Origin of the sequence: Kitasatospora sp. GP82, assembly GCF_029892105.1 — a bacterium.
GTDB lineage: Bacteria > Actinomycetota > Actinomycetes > Streptomycetales > Streptomycetaceae > Kitasatospora.
Window position 1 is genome coordinate 88679 of the sequence record NZ_JARZAJ010000014.1, and the last position, 19400, is coordinate 108078.

Sequence of the window (19400 nt, forward strand, 5' to 3'; positions counted from 1 at the left end):
GGCACCGTGTGGTCCGTCCGCGGTCGGGCGGCCCCGCCCGGACGGACCACACGGGTCACCACGATCAGGAAGGGCCGCTCTCCGGGGTGACGGCGCTCAACGGCGCCGCCAGCGACTCCAGGCTCCGCCGCTCCGCCCGCACGCCGATCGCCGCCTCCACGCCGCCCGCCGCCACCATCAGAGCCGCGCCGATGCAGAAGGCGAGCGTGGTGTCCGAGGTGGTGCCGTTGCTCACCAGGCCGTTGAAGAGCAGCGGCCCGCTGATACCGCCGATCGCCGTTCCGACGGCGTAGAAGAAGGCGATGCACAGCGCCCTGGTCTCCAGCGGAAAGATCTCACTGACCGTCAGGTAGGCCGCGCTGGCCCCGGCGGAGGCGAGGAAGAGCACCGCCGTCCAGCAGGCCGTCATGGTGACGGCGTCCAACGAGCCGCGCTGGAACAGCCAGGCGGTGCCGAAGAGCAGGACCCCCGAGCCGGCGTACGTCCCGGCGATCATCGGCTTTCGGCCCACGGAGTCGAAGAGGTGGCCGAGCAGCAGCGGGCCGAGGAAGTTGCCGACGGCGATGACTGCGAAGTAGTAGCCGGTGTCGCCCACGGGGACGTCGAAGAAGGTGGTCAGGATGACGGCGTAGCCGAAGGTGACCGAGTTGTAGAGGAACGCCTGGCCGACGAAGAGCGCCAGCCCCAGCACCGTCCGCCGCGGGTAGCGGCGCAGCACCGTGCGCGCGACGGTGATGAAGCCGAGCGGCGGACGCCGCCGGATCACGATGGCCTCCTCGGCCCGGGGCAGTGGCTCACCGGTCCGGGCCTCGATCTGCTGCTCCGCCTCGGCCACGATCCGCTCGGCCTCCTCGGCCTGCCCGTGGGTGAACAGCCAGCGCGGGCTCTCCGGGACATGACGGCGCACCAGCAGGATCGCCAGCCCGAGTACGACCCCGATCGCGAAGGAGAGCCGCCAGCCCACATCGGTCGCGAACAGGGCGGTGTTCAGCAGGGCGATCGAGGCGAAGGCGCCGAGCGCCGCACCGATCCAGAAGCTGCCGTTGATGATCAGGTCGATCCGGCCGCGCACCCGGGCCGGGATCAGTTCGTCGATCGCGGAGTTGATGGCCGCGTACTCACCGCCGATCCCGAAGCCCGTGAAGAAGCGGCAGAGGAAGAAGAACCAGGCCGTCCAGGAGAAGGCGGTGACGGCCGTGGCCGCGAGATAGACCGCCAGTGTCACCATGAAGAGCTTCTTGCGTCCGAGCCGGTCGGTCAGCCAGCCGAAGAACAGTGCCCCGCAGCAGGCACCCGTCACATACAGGGCCGCCGCCCAGGTGGTGACCTGTGCGGAGCTGATGGCCAGGCCGCTGCCGTGCTCGGACAACCGCCCGGCCATGTTGCCGACGATCGTCACCTCAAGGCCGTCCAGGATCCAGACCGTGCCCAGACCGATGACGATCCGCCAGTGCCACGGCGACCACGGCAGGCGGTCCAGCCTGGCCGGTACGTCCGTGCGGATGTCCGGCTCGCCCGCCCCCGGCGCGCTGCGCTGCCGTTGACTGCCCACCCCGCCGGCACCGCCCACCCCGCCGACCTCCGACATGGTCGCCTCCGTTGTTCTCCGGTACCGCCTCGGCCGTCGCTGCGAGTACCCCGGTTCTGTCGGTTCTCCAACCGGAGGACCCCTGCTTTCCCCCGTACGAGCGACCGGTTCACCGCGATGTCCGAGGCACTGGTGGGGTGTGCTCCTTACGGATAAGGTGAGCCTTGCTATGCGTCGGACACGGACCACGTCGGGCTGCCACTGAAGACCGTCCTCGAGCAGCTGGACCTGCTCGGCGAGGAGGCCGTGCCCGTACTGCGCAAGGAGTTCGCCAACCAGCGGCTGGCCGACGTCCCGGCCGGACCCACCCACGCCGGGCTCCTCGCCCGGCGCGACGCCGGCTGATCCCGGGCATGACGCCGACCTGGCAGTCAACGCCTTTGCCACAGGGGCCGGTTGGTGCGCCGGGGCCCTGGCATACACTCCCGGCATGGTGAACAGTTTGTGGGACGTGCGTGACATACCCGATCTCACCGGGAAGACCGCCGTGGTCACCGGGGGGAACAGCGGGATCGGCTACCACGAGGTACGTCAGCTGGCCGCCCGAGGCTGCCGGGTACTCCTCGGCGCGCGGAACCCCGAGAAGGGCGAGGCGGCCCTCGCCCGGCTGCGGGCCTCGGTGCCGCAGGGCCGGATCGAACTTGTCCAGGTGGACCTGGCCGACCTCGACTCGGTCAAGGCCGCCGCCGAACAGGTCGCCGGCGTGCTCGACGGCGGCCTGGATCTGCTGATCAACAATGCCGGAGTGATGGCCGTCCCGTCCCGGCAGACCACCGCCCAGGGCCTCGAACTCCAGATCGGCACCAACCACTTCGGACACTTCGCGCTCACCGGACACCTGCTGCCGCTGCTCACCAAGCGCCAGAGCAGTCGGGTGGTCACGGTCAGCAGCCTGGCCCACCGCACCGGCCGGCTCGACTTCGGCGACCTCCAGGCCGAGCACGGCTACCGGGCCTGGAAGGCGTACAGCGCATCCAAGCTGGCGAACGCCGTCTTCGTCCTGGAGCTCCAGCGCCGACTCGCCGCGGCCAATCTCGCCATCACGAGCCTGGGCGCCCACCCGGGCGTCTCGGCGACCGAACTGGCCGACAAGGGACCGAGCCTGGCGGGCGGCAGCATCCTGTCGGCGCCCACCTCCTGGTTCACCCGCCTGATCGGCCAGCCCGCCGAGCGCGGTGCGCTGCCCGTGCTGCGCGCGGCCACCGACCCCTATGCGATCGGCGGCAGCTACTACGGGCCGCTCGGCCCCGGCGAGATGCGTGGTGCGCCAGGCGTGGTCGCCTTCCGGCGCAACGCGTACGACGTCCGGCTCGGGCAGCGGCTCTGGGCGGAGTCCGAGCGCGTTACCGGCGTGGCCTTCGAGCTCTGACCGGCTGCTGCTGACTGGCTGGTCTGACCGGCGGGTCTGATCAGCTGCTCGGTCGACGGCGTGGCCGTGGCCGGTCTCCGGTTGCGCCGTGGGCCGATGCGGATCATCTTCCAGGGGTTGGCGCGTTCCCCGATCGGACGGTCATGGGAGTCAGGAGGGCATGAGGTGCGGGTGGTCTTTGTGCATGGGGCCTGCGTCGAGGACGGCGCCTGGTGGTGGCATCGCATGGTCGAGCCGCTGAAGGCGCGCGGGCTGCGCTCGGTGGCGGTGGAGCTGACCAGTGCGGGGCGCGGCCCGGTGGCCGAGCTCGGCGACCTCGATGACGACATCCGGGCCGTGCGCGAGGTCCTGGTGGGCGATGACGAGCCCGCGATCGTCGTCGCCCACTCCTACGGGGGCATGGTCGCCACCGGGGCGGCAGCCGGGGTCCCGGCCGTTCGCCACCTGGTCTATGTCACCTCGGTCCTGCCCGAGCCCGGCGAGACGCTGGGCTCCCTGGCGGGCGCCGGGCCGGGCCCGTGGATGGCGGTGTCGCCGGACGGCACGCTCACGGTCCGGCCCGAACAGGCCGCGGAGATCTTCCTCCATGACTGCGAGGATCCCGAGGTCGTGGCGGGCGCGGTGGCCAGGCTGGTGCCGCAGTCGCTCCGAGTGCTGGGCCAGAGCCCGGCACGGGCGGCCTGGCGGGACTGCCCCAGTACCTATGCGGTCTGCGCGGAGGACCGCGGCACGCCGCCGCAGTGGCAGCGTGAGCGCGCCGCTCGCGCCGACCGGGTGGTCGAGCTGCCCACCGGACACCATCCCTTCCTGTCCCACCCCGGACTACTGGCGGATCTGCTCGCCGAGACGGCCGGCTGACCGGGGCGCCGCGGGTGTGCGAGCGGCGGCACCGCGTACGCGCCGCAGGCCCACATCGCCACCTGTGCCGCCGACGCCCGGCTGATGCTGTCCGTCCTCGTAAGCAGGACCCCGGACGCGGACGCCAACGCGAGCCCGAACAGCGGACAGAGCCCCGCGCCTCCGGCCGGGGACCGTCCGCTGCGGATGGCCCTCTCCGTCCGCTGCCCGACCCCGGGCATCGCGGTCGACCCGCACTTCGCCGCAGCCGTACGCGACACCGGTCGCCATCTCGCCCAGGCCGGTCACCGTGTCGCCCGCGCCGAAGCTCCCTACCCGTGGTGGCTCGGCGCCGCCTCCGTCGGGCGCCGGCTGGCCGGAGCAGCCGCCGATGCACGCGGACTCGACCCGAACCTGCTGAATGCGCGCACCCGCCGCCACACCGCCATCGGCCGTGCCGTCGCCCGCGCCGGACTGGTCCGTCCGTCCCAGCGCACCTGCTGGCAGCAGAGCCTGGACCGCTTGTTCGCGCAGTTCCCCCGCGCCCCTGACGTAGTGCAGGGGTGAGGTCTGCGGTACAGGAGCCGGGCCGCTGCGCCGTCGTCACCGCTTCCCACCTGGGGCGGACGGGCGTACGGTGACGGGACGACGTCGTGCGCGGACCTCGGCCGGGCGGCCGGGCCCGCACCGTCGCCGGTCCAGCATCGTCGCGCAGGCGGTGGAGGCGACCCATGGGCGAGCCACGACCGACAGGAGACCCGAAAGCGTTCCTCACCACACCCCGTCGACTCCGTGAGCGGCGGGCGGTGCCGGAGCGCGTACGGGACTGGTCCGAGGTCTACCGCGAGCGGGCCCTGCTGCCGATCATCGGTGGACAGGCCGCCCGCTGCATGGACTGCGGCATACCGTTCTGCCACAACGCCTGCCCGCTCGGGAACCTCATCCCCGACTGGAACACCTTGGTCGCCGCCGACGACTGGCGGGACGCGAGCGCCCGGCTGCACGCGACCAACAACTTCCCCGAGTTCACCGGCCGGCTCTGCCCGGCACCCTGCGAGAGCGCCTGTGTGCTCGGCATCGACTCCGACCCGGTGACCATCAAGAACGTCGAACTCGAAATCGCCGACCGGGCCTGGGAGTCGGGGTTCGAGCAGCCGCAGCCGCCGGAGCGGCCCTCCGGCCGTACCGTCGCCATCGTCGGTTCCGGGCCCGCCGGACTGGCCGCCGCGCAGCAGCTCACCCGTGCCGGGCACACGACCACCGTCTACGAGCGGGCCGACCGGCCCGGCGGGCTGCTCCGGTACGGCATCCCGGACTTCCGGCTGGAGAAGTACCGCCTCGACCGCAGGATCGAACAGATGCAGGCCGAAGGCACCAGGTTCCGTACGGGTGTCGCGGTCGGCGGCGAGCTGCGCGCGGACGAGCTGAGGGCGCGCTACGACGCGCTGGTCCTCGCGGTCGGTGCGACCGCCTGCCGAGAACTCCCGGTGCCAGGAATGGATCTGACGGGTGTTCACCAGGCGATGGAGTACCTCCCGATGGCCAACCGCGCGGTCTCCGGTGACGGTGGTCCGGTGATCTCCGCCGAGGGCAGGCAGGTGGTCATCGTCGGCGGCGGGGACACGGCGGCGGACTGCCTCGGTACGGCGCTGCGGCAAGGCGCGGCAACCGTGCGCCAGTTGGACATCAATCCGCGTCCGCCCGAGCTGCGGGCCGACGGCCAGCCGTGGCCGGTGCACCCGAAGGTGTACCGGATCACGACCTCGCACGAGGAGGCCATGGCGCTGGACGGTCCGGGCGGGGGCGGCGAGTCGGGCGATCCGCGCTGGTTCGCCGCCGCCACCGTGCGCTTCGAGGGGGACGCGGAGGGCAGGGTCAGGGCCGTGCGCCTGGCCGAGGCCGAACCGGGTGACCGGCGGCCTCGGCCGGGCACCGAGCGGGTGCTCGCCGCCGACCTCGTCCTGCTCGCGCTCGGTTTCTCGGGCCCGGAGCGCGACAGCGGCCTGGTCGGCCAGCTGGGACTGGACATCGACGCCGCAGGGAACTTCGCCCGCGACGGCGGCTTTGCGGCGGGCACGGACGGTGTGTTCGTCGCGGGCGACGCGGGGCGCGGCCAGTCGCTGATCGTCTGGGCGATCGCCGAGGGCCGCTCGGTGGCCGCCGCCGTCGACCGCTATCTGACGGGTGCCACCGTGCTGCCTGCGCCCGTCGCCCCCACCGACCGCCCGCTCGCCACGTGAGCCGGGCGGCCGGAGCCGGGGGTCAGAGCTTGCAGAGCCCCTGGCTGTAGTCGACGGTCGCGGCAGCCTGCGAGTACTTCCACTCGGGAGCCAGCAGCCCGGCGTCGAGCTGGGCGGCGGCGTTCCGATCCTCGACGATGTAGCCGAAGTCCTCCAGCCAGGCCGGGTAGAGGTTCTTGGAACCGATGTAGAAGGCGGAGCCGTCGACCGAGACCAGCTTGTGGTGCAGGGCGAAGGGCTTGCCGTCCGCCCAGGTCGCGGTCGGGGCGGCGCGGAAGGAGGCCAGCTGGAGGTTCTGGCACATGGCGGTCTTCGCCTGGGCGGCCCCGCCGGTCAGCTTGGCGAGCCGGGCCTGGAGCGTGTCGCCGACCTCCGAGAGGGACTTGATCTGCGAGTAGCCGCCGCTGCCGACCGCACCCCGGTTGGCGGGGTCGCTGACCACGATGCGGACCTTGACCCCGGCGGCCAGCTTGGCGGCGAGGGTGTCGTAGAGGCGGATGTCGTAGCGGGGCAGCGGCGGGCAGGTGCCGTTCACGTCCTGCTGCGAGATCTCGATGTGGCTGTCGGCACCGGCGATCAGCGCCCGCAGCGCGCTCTCCTCCGGGTTGACGGTCTCGTAGTCCCGGTCCGCGTTGGTGTTGTCGTGCAGGTTGACCGGGCCGCAGGCGGTGTCGGCGGAGGCCCGTGGGGCGGGCCGGTAGGTGGAGAGCGGGTCCTTGTCGCGCATGCCGACGCCCAGGCCGCCGACGGCGATCACGGGGACACGGCCCGTGCTCGGTGCGGGTGCGGGGTTGCGGTCCTGCTCCATGGTCGGCATGCAGGCAGCGCCGTTGGAGGAGGCGAACCAGGCGGCGGAGAAGACGCCGGTGTTCTGGCACGTCCAGGTCCACAGCGTGTCCAGGTACCGGCCGGCCGAGGTGGCGGCCGGGCCGGTCAGTGCGAGGTCGACGTCCGACACCGGGTGGGTGGTGTCGATGTAGTCGTCCTTCCAGCCGTTGATGCCGCCGGTGACCACGCTCCGGCCGTCGACCACCAGCAACTTGGAGTGGTTCCAGGAGAAGGCGGTCTTCGAGGTGGTCATCGAGGCCACGGTGAGCTTGATGCCGGGCGCGGCGCTGCCGAGCTTGCGGACCAGCTCGTCGCGGTAGGAGGAGGGCACCGCGCTGATGTTGTAGAGCGGCGCGGCCCCGACCAGGATGCGCACCTGGAGCTTGTTCCCGGCGGCCACTGCGGCCTTGAGGCCGTTGACGATCGCGTCCTGGAACGCACCGTTGGGGAAGGGGGCGAGGGTGGAGATGTCGACCGTGCGCGTTGCCCCGGCGATGTTCTCGGTCACCTTGGCCAGCAGCTTGCGCGTGCCCGGCCGGTCGGTGCAGCCGGCGTCGCCCCAGCAGCCGGGGGTCTGCAGCAGCCAGCCGCTCTCGTCTCCGGCCGGGGCGTCGAGGGCGTTGCCGTCGGTGCGCTGCCAGACCGAACCCTCAAGACCGGGGGAGACCTGGCGCAGCGTCTGCTCGACGGCGTCGAGGTGCCTGGTCGCCGAGCCTGCGGCGGAGTCGGCGGCGCCCGTGCGGGCATCGTCCGCGAAGGCGGGGGTGGCAGCTGCGGGCACCGCGCCGAATATGGCGGCACCGGCCAGCACTGTCCCGGTGATACGGCGGAGGTGTTGGGGCTGGAGGCGGAGCAAGATCTGAATCCTTTGCGAACGACTAACGTGATGTTGACTTTACGGTAACTTGATGTTCAGTCAGCACCCGCCGAGTGGCGGATGCGCTCCGCAGGCCGATCCGGGAGACCCGTCGAGTGCCGGCGGCAGGCGGTGGAGAGCGCGGCCCCTTCGACGGGGCGGCCGGGCCCGAGGTGTTCGGGGTGCGGCGGGAGTCCTGTCGTGAAGGGAGTTCGTGCTCGAACGCGTACCCCTGACGCGCGCCCACACCAAGGGGGTTCACCCCATGCAACGGTGACGCCTACTGCAACCCGCCGGGCCGCCACTGCGTCGTCCGTGACGATCCGCCGCTGACCGTCGACAACCGGCTCGACACCGCCGTCATCGTCGGGGCCTCCAGCGACTGCACGGGGACGGACAACCGGGTGGTCGCCCGCGACCAGGTCCACACGATGCCCAACGGCCATTCCGTGTGCACCTGGCACGACGGCTCGTAGGCACGGGCAGCCACGAACCGGGTCGGTGTCGCAGGGAACCCGGACATGCACCGTCCGGGGGAGCGGGAATCGGCCACTCGGGGGCGGTCGGCGGTGGGATGCGCCGGCGGCGCAGGGGGAGTTGTGTGACTGGTGGGAGGCCGCTCACGGCGAGGCGCGGAACGGTGTTCGAAGCTCCGCTTCGGTGGGTGCCGTGTGGAGCGGCCCTGGCCGGGCGGGTATGCGCCCCTCGTGTGGACTCGGTGTGCGCCGGAGCGAGTGGCAGCGCCCCGGTCGATGGGCCGATGCGCTGTGGCGCGCCGCCGAACTTGACGGCATCCGGCCAAAGCGCCCGAAGCAGTGGCCCGCGCCGCGCCGGTCCCCCTAGGCTCCGTTGCGTGAACGAGGCGTTGCGCCAAGTGACGTCACGCCAAGTAGCGTCACGCCAAGGATAAGTGACGAGGCGTCAGTTTCACGTCGACTGCGTGTCGGCTGCCGGGGCCGTGCCGTGCCTCCGGCCGGATGCGTCGGCCCAAGCCTGATTCGGCCCCGCACGGATGACCTGAGCACACTCCCGCGACCGAGGGGATTTGTTGTGGACATGCGGTACGAGGCGTACTCCTACGCCGATCCGCTCTTCTACGACTCACCAGTCCGGTGGGCCTCCCACGACGAGTTCGCGGCGGTGGCCGAGTCCCTGCCGCTCGGCTGGGTGAGCCAGGACCGGGACGTCTGGGTGACGGTCCAGCCCGCCGATGTCCAACTCCCCGACCAGGGATGGAAAGTCCACGTCTCCGCCTGCCTGGACAACGCCGAGCAGGTGCTGGACGCGGTCCGCGCCTACTGCCTGCGGGAGGGAGTCCCGTTCAAGTACCTGCGCGGGCTGCCGATCCTCCAGGTCCAGAACGCCAAGTACGCCGCCCGGGGATCGAGCGGGAAGTTCTGCACCCTGTACCCGCTGGACGAGCACGGGTTGGAGCGCTGCCTCCAAGAGCTGGGGTCCGAGCTGTCCGGGCAGCCGGGCCCCTACATCCTCAGCGACCTGCGCTGGAAGGACGGCCCGCTCTACCTCAGGTACGGCGCCTTTCTCGAGCGCTGGTGCCGCAGCGAGACGGGTGAGCAGGTCCTCGCGCTCGCCACACCCGACGGCAGGCTGGTGCCCGACGTCAGGGCCGCCGTCTTCGAGGTGCCGGACTGGGCCCCCGTACCGGACTTCCTGCGCCCGGTTCTGGACAGTCGCCGCTCCGGCGGCGGCACGCTGCCCTACCAGGTCGAACGGGCCCTGCACTTCTCCAACGCCGGTGGCATCTACCTGGCCCGCGACCGCGCGGACGGCACCCGCGTGGTGCTCAAGGAGGCCCGTCCGCACGCCGGTCTCGACCAGCGCGGCACCGACGCGGTCAGCCGGCTCCGGCACGAGCACGACATCCTCACCCGACTGGCAGGAGTCCCTGCCGTACCCGTCCTGCACGGCCAACTCACCGCCTGGGAACACCAGTTCCTGATACAGGAGTACGTGGAAGGCACCACCCTGAACGAGTGGCTGGCCCACAACTACCCGCTGGTCCACCCGGATCCGGACGAGAGCGCCATCGCCGAGTACACCCGCAGGGCGCTCGACATCCTCGGCCAGGTGGAACGCGGGCTGGCCCAGATCCACGCCCGGGGAGTCGTCTTCGGCGACCTGCACCCCCGCAACCTGATGCTCCGGCCGGACGGATCCGTCGTCTTCATAGACTTCGAACTCGCCAGTCCGACAGCGGAGTTCGTCCGCCCGGCGCTCGGCGCGGCCGGCTTCGCCGCCCCCTCGGGCGCCACCGGAACCGAACTCGACCACCATGCGCTGGCCGCCCTGCGACTGTGGCTGCTGCTTCCGCTCCAGCAGCTGCTGGCCCTCGATCCCGGCAAGACGGACGAACTCGTCGACGCGGTGGAGCGCCGCTTCCCGCTCCCCGCCGACTACGGTGAGCCGATCCGGGCCCGCCTCGCCCGCCCTGCCCAGCCGCCCCGGCCCGGGCAGGAGGAGATCGGTGCCCGCCGCGCGGAGCTCACCGAGCTGCTCACCGCCGAAAGCCCGGACTGGAAGGCCATCCGCGACTCGCTGGCCGCCGGTATCGCCGCCACCGCGACTCCGGAGCGACTGGACCGGCTCTTCCCCGGCGACGTCGCCCAGTTCACCCAGGACTCCCTCGGCCTCGCCTACGGCGCGGCCGGAGTCCTCTACGCCCTCGACGCCACCGGGTGCCACCTCGATCCCGCGCACCTCGACTGGCTCACCGAGGCCGCCAGGCGCAGCCCGGCCCGGCCCGGTCTGTACACCGGCGGCCACGGCACGGCGTATGTCCTCGACCTTCTCGGCGCCCGCGCCGCGGCCCTCGACCTGCTCGACCGGCTGAGCACCGTCCCGGCCAGGCCGCCGGGCACCGTCCCGGCCCAGCGCTCGGCTTCCTCACCGGTGCACCGCTCCGGCACCGCACCGACTCAGCCGCTCGGCGCCGATCTAGCCGGAGGCAAGGCCGGGATCGCCCTGGCCCTCCTGCACTTCGCCGAGGCAGCCGATCCGGCGCTGCTGGAGCGCGCCGTCGAGTTCGCCGAAGTCGCCGCCGACGCCCTGACCGGCCGGGATCCCGGCGCGGCTACGGCCACGCCGACACCAGGACCGGCCAAACCCGGGCTGATGCACGGGGCCAGCGGTGCCGCCCTCGCCCTGCTCCGCCTCTACGAGCACACCGGCGACTCCCGACTGCTGGACCGCGCCGAAGCCGCTCTGGCCCACGACCTGGAACGCTGCGTCAGCGCGGGGGACGGCACCGTCCAGGTGCACGACGGCCTGCGGGTCCTGCCCTATCTGGAGGGCGGCAGCGCCGGAATCGGCCTGGTCCTGGACCAGTTGCTGACACACCGTCCGGATTCGCCCCTGAGCGTCCACGGTCCCGCGCTGGTTCGGGCGGCAGAGCCCGAATTCATCATCCAGCCCGGCCTGTTCAACGGGCGGGCGGGCCTGCTCGGCTACCTCGGCCGGCTGCGGAACGCCCCGGACCGTGACCGCTGCGCCGACCGCGCCGACCGTCACCGGCGGCTGCTCAGCTGGCACCAGGTCTCCTATCGGGGCCATCTCGCCTTCCCCGGGGACCAGTTGCTGCGGCTGTCGAGCGACCTGGCCACCGGCTCGGCCGGAGTCCTGCTCGCGCTCGGCACCGTCCTGGCCGGAACGCCGTTCCTGCCCTGGACGGCCCCCGCGAGCCGCCCCCGCACCGCCCCGCCGTCGGCGACCGACCTGCCGACGCCGTGAACCTGCCGCCACGGCGGCACACTTCGGGCACCCAGGTGCCCCCACCGACCCCCGGCGGTCCCGCCGGGAGGAACCAGAAGATCCGAACAGAGGAGAACACCATGGAGATTCTCGACCTTCAGGGTCTGGAAGCACCCGAGATTCCCGCCGAGGAGACCGCTCCCAGCACTCTCAGCGTCGTCAACTGCGGTGTCAGTACCGTCAGCACCATTCTCTGCCTCTAATACCCGGCACAGCCCTTACCGACTGACCACCGCGCCCGGCAGCACCTGCCGATGACGCGGTACCGGCCCGGGGGCAGCACCATCCCCGGGCCGGTATCCCCACCGGTCCGCCCAGCAACCTCACGGGTTGCCCCGATCACCGAGTGGAGCCGAAGCCCGATGCGATCGAACGAATCCGACCGGTCGTCAGGTGACGCGCTGCTCTGGTCCAGTCTGCGCAGCGGAGCCCTGCCGACCGCCGTCCTGCTGCTGTCCGTCCTGGCGGGTACGGCAGCGACGGTCGCACTCCCGGGCACACTGGCGGCCGCCGTGGACGATGCACTCACCGGGCGCACCGGCCACGCGACCCTGGTCTTCCTGTCGGTGCTCGCACTCCTCACGGCGGCCGAGACCGGCACCGAACTGGCGGAACCCTGGACCGCAGCCACCAACACCGCCCGACTGAGCCGTCACCTTGTCCGGCACACGCTGGCCCTTGGACTGCCGGGCACCCGCCGGTTCGGCACCGGCGACCTGGTCTCCCGCCTGGTCGCGGGAGCGCCGGAGGCCGGCGGTGCGGCGGCGGCCCTCGGCTACGCCGCCGTGCAGACGGCAGCCTCGGCGGCCGCCCTCGTCGCGCTCGCCCGCATCGACCCCTGGCCGGCCGTGGTCGTCCTGGCCGGAGTGCCGGCCGGTCTGATCGCCGTACGGCTCTTCGTCCGCCGGGCCTCGCAGGCGGCGGCCGCCTACCAGCAGGCCCAGGCCGACCTGTTGACCCGGCTGCTCGACGCCCTCGCCGGACTGCGCACCATCAGGGCCGGTGCCACCACCGACCACGAGATTGCCAGAATCCTCCGACCGCTGCCCGACCTCGACCGGGCCGGCCGGATGCTCTGGGCCGACCAGCGCGCCGTCCTGTGGCGGACCGCGCTGCTGCTGCCCGCGCTGCAACTCGGCACGCTCGCGGTCGCCGGAGCCGAGGCCGCCGCCGGACGCGTCACACCCGGCGAACTGCTGGCGGCCGTCGGCTACACCACCCTCGCACTGGGCTTCCTCGGGAGCGCCCAGTCCCTGCTCGCCTTCGCCCGAGCCCGGGCCGGCGCCGGCCGCCTCGCCGAGGTTCTCGCCGAGCCGACGATGCCCCCGGGAAACCGAGAACTCCCGGAAGGAGGAGGAGAGTTGACATTCAGGAAGGCCACCGTACGAATCGGCGGCGAGACGGTCCTCGACCGTGTCTCCTGCCGCATCCCGGCGGGCGCGACCGTCGCGGTGGTCGGGCCCAGCGGAGCCGGAAAATCCACACTCGCCGCCCTCGCCGGACGCCTGCTGGACCCCGATGGAGGCGAAGTCCTGCTGGACGGCGTCCCGTTGCGCGAGATCAGGACCGACCTGCTGCGCCGTGCGGTGACCTACGCCCTGCCCCGCCCCGTGCTGCTCGGGGACACCGTCGCGGACGCGCTGGCCTACACCGACCCGCCCGGGCCAGGACCGCAGAACATCCGGAGCGCCGCACGGGACGCGGAGGCGGACGCGTTCATCCGCCGGCTCCCGCAGGGGTACGACACACCGGTCCACGGGCTGTGGCTCTCCGGCGGCCAGGCCCAGCGCCTCGGCCTGGCCCGCGCCATCGCGCGCGGCGGACGGCTGCTCATCCTCGACGACGCGACCTCCAGCCTCGACACCGCCACCGAAGCCCGGATCGACGCCGCCGTCCGCCGGGCCCTGCGCGGACGCACCCGCCTGGTGGTGGCCCACCGCGCCTCGACGGCCGCCCAGGCCGACCTGGTGGCCTGGCTCGACACGGGCCGGCTGCGCGCGCTCGCACCGCACCGGGTCCTTCGGGAGGACCCCGCCTACCGGGCGCTGTTCGCCTCTCCGTCCGGTCTTCCCCGCTCGCGCGACAGACCGTCCGACGGGCAGCTCTGCGAGCCCGGGCCCGCGAACGCAGCCGACCAGGCAGCCACGGACCACGATGCGGACTCGCACGGCACGGCAACCCGGGCGGCGCGGTGAGCGCCCCCGGGTGGGCCATGCTCCGGACCGAACTGCGCTCCAAGCGGCGACCGCTGGCCATGATGACCCTCTGGACCCTGGCGGAGGCGCTGCCCGCAGCACTCTCGGGCCGGCTGGTGGCCCAGGCGCTGGACGGCGGCTTCCTGGCTGGCCGGGTCGCGACGGGAGTGGGCTGGCTGCTCCTCCTCGGTGCGGTCTCCGTCCTCGGCGCCTTCGGCCAGCGCCAGGTCTACCCCCACGTCGCCGATGTGGTGGAACCCCTGCGAGACGCACTGATCACCCGGGTCGTCGGCGCTGCGCTGCACGCCCCGGCCTCCGCGCCCACCGGCGACCCGGCGACCGTCTCCCGGCTGGCACGCCAGGTGGAGACGGTCCGGGACTGCGTGGCCGGACAGCTCCTGATCGTCCGTCACTTCGCCGTCACGGTCGCCTTCGTCCTGCTCGGGGCGGCCTCCATAGCCCCCGGGCTGCTGCCGCGTATCGCACTCCCGCTCGGGGTCGCGCTGCTCGCCTTCGTCCTCCTGCTCCCGGCCCTGGCGCACCGCCAGGTGGAACTGCTGGAGGCCGAGGAGGAGTTCGCCGCACTGGCCTCCCGGACCTTCGCGGCGATCGGTGACATCACGGCCTGCGGGGCGCCGGGGCGGGCCGCCACCGAGCTGGACGAGGTGATCGTCCGGCAGACCCGGGCCCGGCAGGCGCTCGCCAGGATGGGCGCCGTACGCCGACTCACCGTCGCTGCGGGCGCGCACCTGCCTGCGGTGCTGATCCTGCTGGACGCCGGGCGGCTGCTTCGGAGCGGACTGCCTCCCGGGGCCGTGGTCGGCGCACTGGCCTACGTCACCCTGAGCCTGGAACCGGCCCTGCGGACCCTGATCCAGGGAGTCGGTGCCTCGGGCCTGCGGTTGACGGTCGCGCTGGACCGGCTGAGCGCCCACACCTGTGCGCAGACATCCGTACCGGCACGGGTGTCTGCACCTGAACCTGCGTCTGCGCCCGCACCTGCACCCGTCCCGGACAGGGCGGGCGGTTGCGCGATCGAGTTCGACCGGGTGAGCTTCGCGCACCACCCGCAGGCGGAGCCGATCCTTGACAGGTTCACGCTGCGGATCGCGGACGGCGAGCACCTTGCCGTTGTCGGCCCGAGCGGCATCGGCAAGTCCACGATGGCCGACCTGATGGCGGGCCTGGCGGTCCCCACAGGCGGAGCCGTCCACCTCGGCGGGGCGCGGGTGGACGGGCTGTCGGCCGCCGAACTCGCATCGCTGCGAGTGCTGGTGCCGCAGGAGGCCTACGTCTTCGCGGGCACCCTGCGGCAGAACCTGCTGCCGGCCCACGCGGATCCGGCCCAGGCCGCTCCGACCGGGGCGCAGCTGGCGGAGGCCGTCGCGCTGCTCGGCATGGAGCCGCTGGTCCGGCGCCTCGGCGGACTCGACGCGCAGCTCAGTGGTAGCCGGCTGTCGGCAGGTGAGCGCCAGTTGTTGGCGCTGGTCCGCACCTTTCTGTCACCTGCCCGGGTGGTCGTCCTGGACGAGGCGACCTGCCACCTCGATCCGGCGGCCGAGGCGGTCGTCGAGGAGGTCTTCCGCCGGCGCCCGGGGACTCTGGTGGTCATCGCCCACCGGATCAGCTCGGCCCTGCGTGCGGACCGGATCGTACTGCTCGACGCCGAACCTGCGGTGGGCACCCATGAGGAACTCCTCGCAGCCTCGCCGGGCTACCGAGAGCTCGTCGCCCACTGGGGGAGCGAACCCTGGGTGCATGGCCGTCCCGGCAGCCCGGTTGCCTGAATTCTCTCTGTCGCGCACTGTCGACGGACCGTGCCGTTCGGCCGCCTGCGGCAATGGCCGAACGGCCAACACCCGCCCCGGGTATGAGGATCTGCGCGAAACACGGCCGGCGCGTATCTTTACTGACCCTTTGTCGTTGATCCTTTGACTTCATGCGGGGCATGTGCCTACGTTGGCTTTAAGAGATCTTTCCCTCTCAAAAGAGCGCCAGGCGGCCGACGGAGCACTGGTCGGGTAGCGGCTGCGTATTCATTCGCTCTCTGCCAGGCGCACTCCGCACCGGAGTGGTGCGCAGGATCCGGTGCGCACAGGCCCGCTGTTCGGGTCGATTCTTCAGGAATGCCCCGAAAGGGGAACATGATGCGTTCGAACACGTCAAGGATCCGTCGTCTGGCCGCCGCCGCATGCGCGGCCCCCCTCCTGGCCATCGCCGTCGGAGCCGGAGCAACTGCGGCTTCCGCCAATGCGGTGCCGTCCTCTGTCTCCGCCTACGGTGACCACGGTGGCGATCGCGGCCACGGTGACCGCGGCGGCTACGGTGACTACGGCTATTACAACGACTGGGGCGGCGACGGCGGTGGCTATGGCGACCACGGCGGCGGCGACTACGGCGGCGGCTACGGCGGTTACGGAGACTAGGGCGGTTACTGACAGGTGACCGACCAAACATGACCCGGAAACAGACCCGGGCCCGGCGCACTGTGTGCACCGGGCCCGGACTTTCAGTAGCGGGGACAGGATTTGAACCTGCGACCTCTGGGTTATGAGCCCAGCGAGCTACCGAGCTGCTCCACCCCGCGTCGATGACCTTGACTGTACGGCAACTCGCGCCCACCGCGAAATCCATTGCAGCAACCGGGCAGAGCCCACGCTCTCGTGAGCACCCGACGAGCAGGTTCGCGTGCGATCGCCAAGGCGGATCAGTCCGGGGGTGTACATCCACGGCCGGGATCCCGCTGCCCGGCTGCTCCGGGGGCGAGGGCTGCTTCAACGCCGTCGATGCGACCCCCACCGCGGGCGTTACCGGCGGCACCGACGGCCATGGCGACTACGCGTACGGCTCCAGCTTCATCATGGCCACCGAGCTGACGTCGCACGGCCCCCGCACCCGCACGATCCTCACCTACGGCGAATCCGCCAGCCCCGAGTCGCCCCACTACACCGACCAGACCGTCCTGTTCTCCCACAAGTAGTGGGTGACCGAGCGGTTCACCGAAGCCGAGATCAACGCCGACCCGCACGTGCAGATCACGGCCCCGCACCGCTGACTCTCAGTCAGGGCGACCGCTTCCCGGCAGCGATCCGCTGCCGGGAAGCCTCGTAGAGGACCGCTGTCCCGGCGTTGGCCGCGTTCAGGGAACTCGCCGCGCCGGTCATCGGGATACTCACCGTGAAGTCGCACAACTCGCGCCATGTGCTGCTGAGCCCGCTGGTCTCGTTGCCGACCAGCAACAGGACCGGCCGGGTGAAGTCGAAGTCGAAGACATCGCAATCGCCGTGCTCGTCCGTACCGACCAAGGCCACCGATCGCCCCGAGGCACGGTGGGTGTCCACCCAGTCGGTCACCTCGCGAGGAGAGGGAACCCGGATGGCGGGCAGTGCGAACAGCGAGCCGGTGCTGGCGCGCACCGACTTCGCGTCGTAGACGTCGGCGGCATGTCCGGCCACGATCAGACCGTCCGCACCGAAGGCGTCGGCAGAGCGGATGATGCTCCCGATGTTCCCCGGGTTCGTCGGCCGGTCGAACAGCACACCGAGGAAGTCGTCCCCGACCGTGATCCGGCCGAGGTCGTCGTCGGGCATCCCGATCACGGCGATGACCTCGGGCACGGTCTCGTTCTTCTCACCGAGGTCCGCCAGCATGTCCGGAGCCATGGCGATGTGCTCGGTCCGCACCGCCCGCAGCAGCTCCTCGGCCCACCGCGACAGCTTCCGCTCCCCGTCGAAGATCAGCGCGTGAACCGGCCAGCCGTACTGCACCGCCAGCGAGATGGGCCGTACGCCCTGGACAAGGAACTCCCCGGCGCGCTGCCGCTTGTTGCGGTTGGTGAGCAGGGCCTGCCACTGCTGGAAGCGGGCGTTGCGAGAAGTGATCCGTCGGACCGCCGGCAACCGTCCCCCAAGGTGTGATGACGCCAACCATGTGCCCTGCAGAGTACACCGGACGTGCTGGTGGCGAGGCGCGCACAGCTGCTCGAAGGACCGGGCGCAGAAAGGAATTCGGCGTCGGCTTCTCCCGCAGGGCCGGGCCCGTTGACGCCGAAGCCCGCAGTTGCCAGGCCGGTTGACGCTGCCGATGCCGGACCTGTTTGACGGATCGCCAGAATTGCGACTGATCAGGAGAGTTGGGCTGTCCTGCTCACTGGGACACGCGTCGGTGGGTTTCGCGCCCGGTCTGCCGCGCACCTCCCGGCGGTTGGCGGTCCGGTCCGAACTCCGCTGCCGCGTGTCCCCGTGAGACCTGGTCGAGCAGAACCACGGAAGCCACTTCCGACACCACGTCGGGGACCGGCAAGGGGCGACCGGGCCTCGTGGCTCCCGGGACGAGGGTCGGGGCGGGGACGGCTTGCGAGTACGGCCCGGTCGCGGTGGGTGCCGACAGTGCGCGCAGCAGCCGGTCGAGTCCTCGCCCGTGTCGGGTGAAGACGCGTGGCGCCGCCCATCTGCCGCGCGCCTCCTGACCGGCGAGGGCTTCGGTTGCTCCGACGTCGAGCAGGACCAGGTGCAGTTCGCGTCCTTGCCGCGCGGCGGCGCGGGCCAGCCATCGACGCATCCATGGCCGGCTGCCGCAGTCGTGCACCAGAAGCGCCCCTCCGCCGCGTACCGCTGCTCGAAGCCGCCGGAAGTGCACCAGGCGCGCCCAGGGGCGGTACACCGCGTAGGGCAGCCACTCGGGCATGAGGCTCTCGCACTGGACGTGGACATCGCGTGGATCAACGGCGGGTACGGTCCGGGACCAGCGGCGCAGCAGCGTGCTCTTGCCGCTGCCGGGCAGCCCGGAGACGACCACCACGGCGTCGGCCGGATAGGACAGAACGGTGCCGGCGCCGGCCTGTCCGCGCAGATCCACCAGCCCGTGCGGACGGAACGCCGTCCCCGGCCCTTCGCGTGAAACATCCTCAGCCCCCGTCACACGCGACGTGTCCATACCGCCCCCACCATTGCCTCATGTCCTGCCCGAACCGATCGCTTCACAGCCTCGCACGGGCCGGGGGCGTCGGTCGTCGCCGTGTGCGGTCCCGGCCGCCGGTCTGCCGCGCTGTGTGGACTTCCTCGTTCGGGGCCGCGTGTTGAGATGCGGGGAGGGAGGTCGGAGCGGCAGGCTCGGACGTGCCGTCTGCGCGGGCCTCGGGCGTCGGGCCACCGGCTGTTCGGCAGAAGTGCCTCGTTGCCTCGTGCGGCCCGCCGGTCGGGCTCGTACCGGGCTGCGGGTTTCGCTCCGGCGGGCCGTCAAGTACCTGATACAGCCATGACCTTGGGTGAGGACAACGCCATGACTTCCTTCGTTCCTGAGAACAGCCACTGCCTCCGGCTCACCGGTGTCACCGCGAAAGACGACGAGGCTGTCCTCTTCGAGGACGGCCTCGTCAAGACGGGTACCGAACCGCTGGAGTACCGAGACGGGTCGGGCGGCATCATGCGGATGCCGGGCGCATCGCGGACCCCGGAGATCACCTTGCTCTACAGCGTCTCCGGCGGCGTTCGTGCCTTGGTGGACTGGATCCAGGCAACCAAGGCCAACGTCGTCGAGAAGAAGGACCTGACCATCTCCCTCGTCGCCACCGGCAGCGAGAGTCCCATCGTGACCTGGACCGTCCGCAACGCGTTCGCCATCGAGATCGAGATGCCCGGGCTCGACGACGGCCATCAGAGCCTGATCAGGCGCATCTCGCTGGTCGGGGACCATGTGGAGACCGAGGTGCACTAACGGG

General features: G+C 71.7%; 15 protein-coding genes, 1 tRNA gene and 1 pseudogene. 12 read left to right on the forward strand and 5 right to left on the reverse strand.

The features are described 5' to 3' along the window. Positions 1-64: 64 nt before the first annotated feature. Entirely contained in the window at positions 65-1588 is a 1524-nt protein-coding gene (locus P3T39_RS16725) for an MFS transporter (RefSeq protein WP_280698455.1), read from the reverse strand. 183 nt (positions 1589-1771) lie between these two features. Here P3T39_RS16725 and P3T39_RS16730 point away from each other — a divergent pair. From P3T39_RS16730 to P3T39_RS16750, 5 genes and pseudogenes are all read left to right on the forward strand, one after another. Continuing rightward, positions 1772-1933 (forward strand): annotated as a pseudogene (locus P3T39_RS16730) (5,10-methylene tetrahydromethanopterin reductase); the annotation flags it as partial. Positions 1934-2018: 85 nt separating this feature from the next. Continuing rightward, entirely contained in the window at positions 2019-2957 is a 939-nt protein-coding gene (locus P3T39_RS16735) for an oxidoreductase (protein ID WP_280698456.1), read from the forward strand. Between the two features lie 171 nt (positions 2958-3128). Beyond that, positions 3129-3815 carry an alpha/beta hydrolase gene (locus P3T39_RS16740; RefSeq protein ID WP_348534354.1) on the forward strand — a complete coding sequence of 229 codons (687 nt, stop codon included), beginning with the start codon at positions 3129-3131 and terminating at the stop codon, positions 3813-3815. An 84-nt stretch (positions 3816-3899) separates the two neighbouring features. Continuing rightward, positions 3900-4361 carry a hypothetical protein gene (locus P3T39_RS16745; RefSeq protein WP_280698458.1) on the forward strand — a complete coding sequence of 154 codons (462 nt, stop codon included), beginning with the start codon at positions 3900-3902 and terminating at the stop codon, positions 4359-4361. Between the two features lie 164 nt (positions 4362-4525). Next, positions 4526-6034, forward strand: a complete 1509-nt coding sequence (locus P3T39_RS16750; protein ID WP_280698459.1) for a glutamate synthase subunit beta — start codon at positions 4526-4528, stop codon at positions 6032-6034. A 22-nt stretch (positions 6035-6056) separates the two neighbouring features. Here the strand turns inward: P3T39_RS16750 and P3T39_RS16755 are convergent, their stop codons facing one another. After that, a complete protein-coding gene (locus P3T39_RS16755; protein ID WP_280698460.1) occupies positions 6057-7718 on the reverse strand; it encodes a phospholipase D-like domain-containing protein in 1662 nt (553 codons plus the stop codon). Between the two features lie 1056 nt (positions 7719-8774). Between P3T39_RS16755 and lanKC the strand changes: the two genes are divergently transcribed. From lanKC to P3T39_RS16780, 5 genes are all read left to right on the forward strand, one after another. Continuing rightward, positions 8775-11465, forward strand: coding sequence for a class III lanthionine synthetase LanKC (gene lanKC / locus P3T39_RS16760; RefSeq protein WP_280698570.1), 2691 nt, complete (start codon positions 8775-8777; stop codon positions 11463-11465). Between the two features lie 101 nt (positions 11466-11566). Beyond that, on the forward strand, positions 11567-11689 hold the full coding sequence (locus tag P3T39_RS16765) for a SapB/AmfS family lanthipeptide (protein WP_280698461.1): 123 nt from the start codon (positions 11567-11569) through the stop codon (positions 11687-11689). A gap of 159 nt (positions 11690-11848) precedes the next feature. Further along, positions 11849-13681: an ABC transporter ATP-binding protein gene (locus tag P3T39_RS16770; protein ID WP_280698462.1), complete on the forward strand. Its 1833-nt coding sequence runs from the start codon at positions 11849-11851 to the stop codon at positions 13679-13681. Between the two features lie 17 nt (positions 13682-13698). Beyond that, complete coding sequence (locus P3T39_RS16775) at positions 13699-15468, forward strand: ABC transporter ATP-binding protein (protein WP_280698463.1); 1770 nt, start codon at positions 13699-13701, stop codon at positions 15466-15468. Between the two features lie 468 nt (positions 15469-15936). After that, the gene (locus P3T39_RS16780) at positions 15937-16107 is read left to right on the forward strand and encodes a hypothetical protein (protein WP_280698464.1); all 171 of its coding nucleotides are present in this window, start codon (positions 15937-15939) and stop codon (positions 16105-16107) included. An 87-nt stretch (positions 16108-16194) separates the two neighbouring features. Here the strand turns inward: P3T39_RS16780 and P3T39_RS16785 are convergent. Then, positions 16195-16268 (reverse strand) — tRNA-Met (locus tag P3T39_RS16785). Between the two features lie 3 nt (positions 16269-16271). Between P3T39_RS16785 and P3T39_RS16790 the strand changes: the two genes are divergently transcribed. Continuing rightward, a complete protein-coding gene (locus P3T39_RS16790; protein WP_280698465.1) occupies positions 16272-16661 on the forward strand; it encodes a penicillin acylase family protein in 390 nt (129 codons plus the stop codon). An 82-nt stretch (positions 16662-16743) separates the two neighbouring features. Here the strand turns inward: P3T39_RS16790 and P3T39_RS16795 are convergent, their stop codons facing one another. Further along, positions 16744-17580, reverse strand: coding sequence for a TrmH family RNA methyltransferase (locus P3T39_RS16795; protein ID WP_280698466.1), 837 nt, complete (start codon positions 17578-17580; stop codon positions 16744-16746). Between the two features lie 247 nt (positions 17581-17827). Then, positions 17828-18616, reverse strand: a complete 789-nt coding sequence (locus tag P3T39_RS16800) for an AAA family ATPase (protein ID WP_280698467.1) — start codon at positions 18614-18616, stop codon at positions 17828-17830. Between the two features lie 345 nt (positions 18617-18961). Here P3T39_RS16800 and P3T39_RS16805 point away from each other — a divergent pair, with 345 nt between their 5' ends. After that, the gene (locus P3T39_RS16805; RefSeq protein WP_280698468.1) at positions 18962-19396 is read left to right on the forward strand and encodes a phage tail protein; all 435 of its coding nucleotides are present in this window, start codon (positions 18962-18964) and stop codon (positions 19394-19396) included. Positions 19397-19400 lie beyond the last annotated feature (4 nt).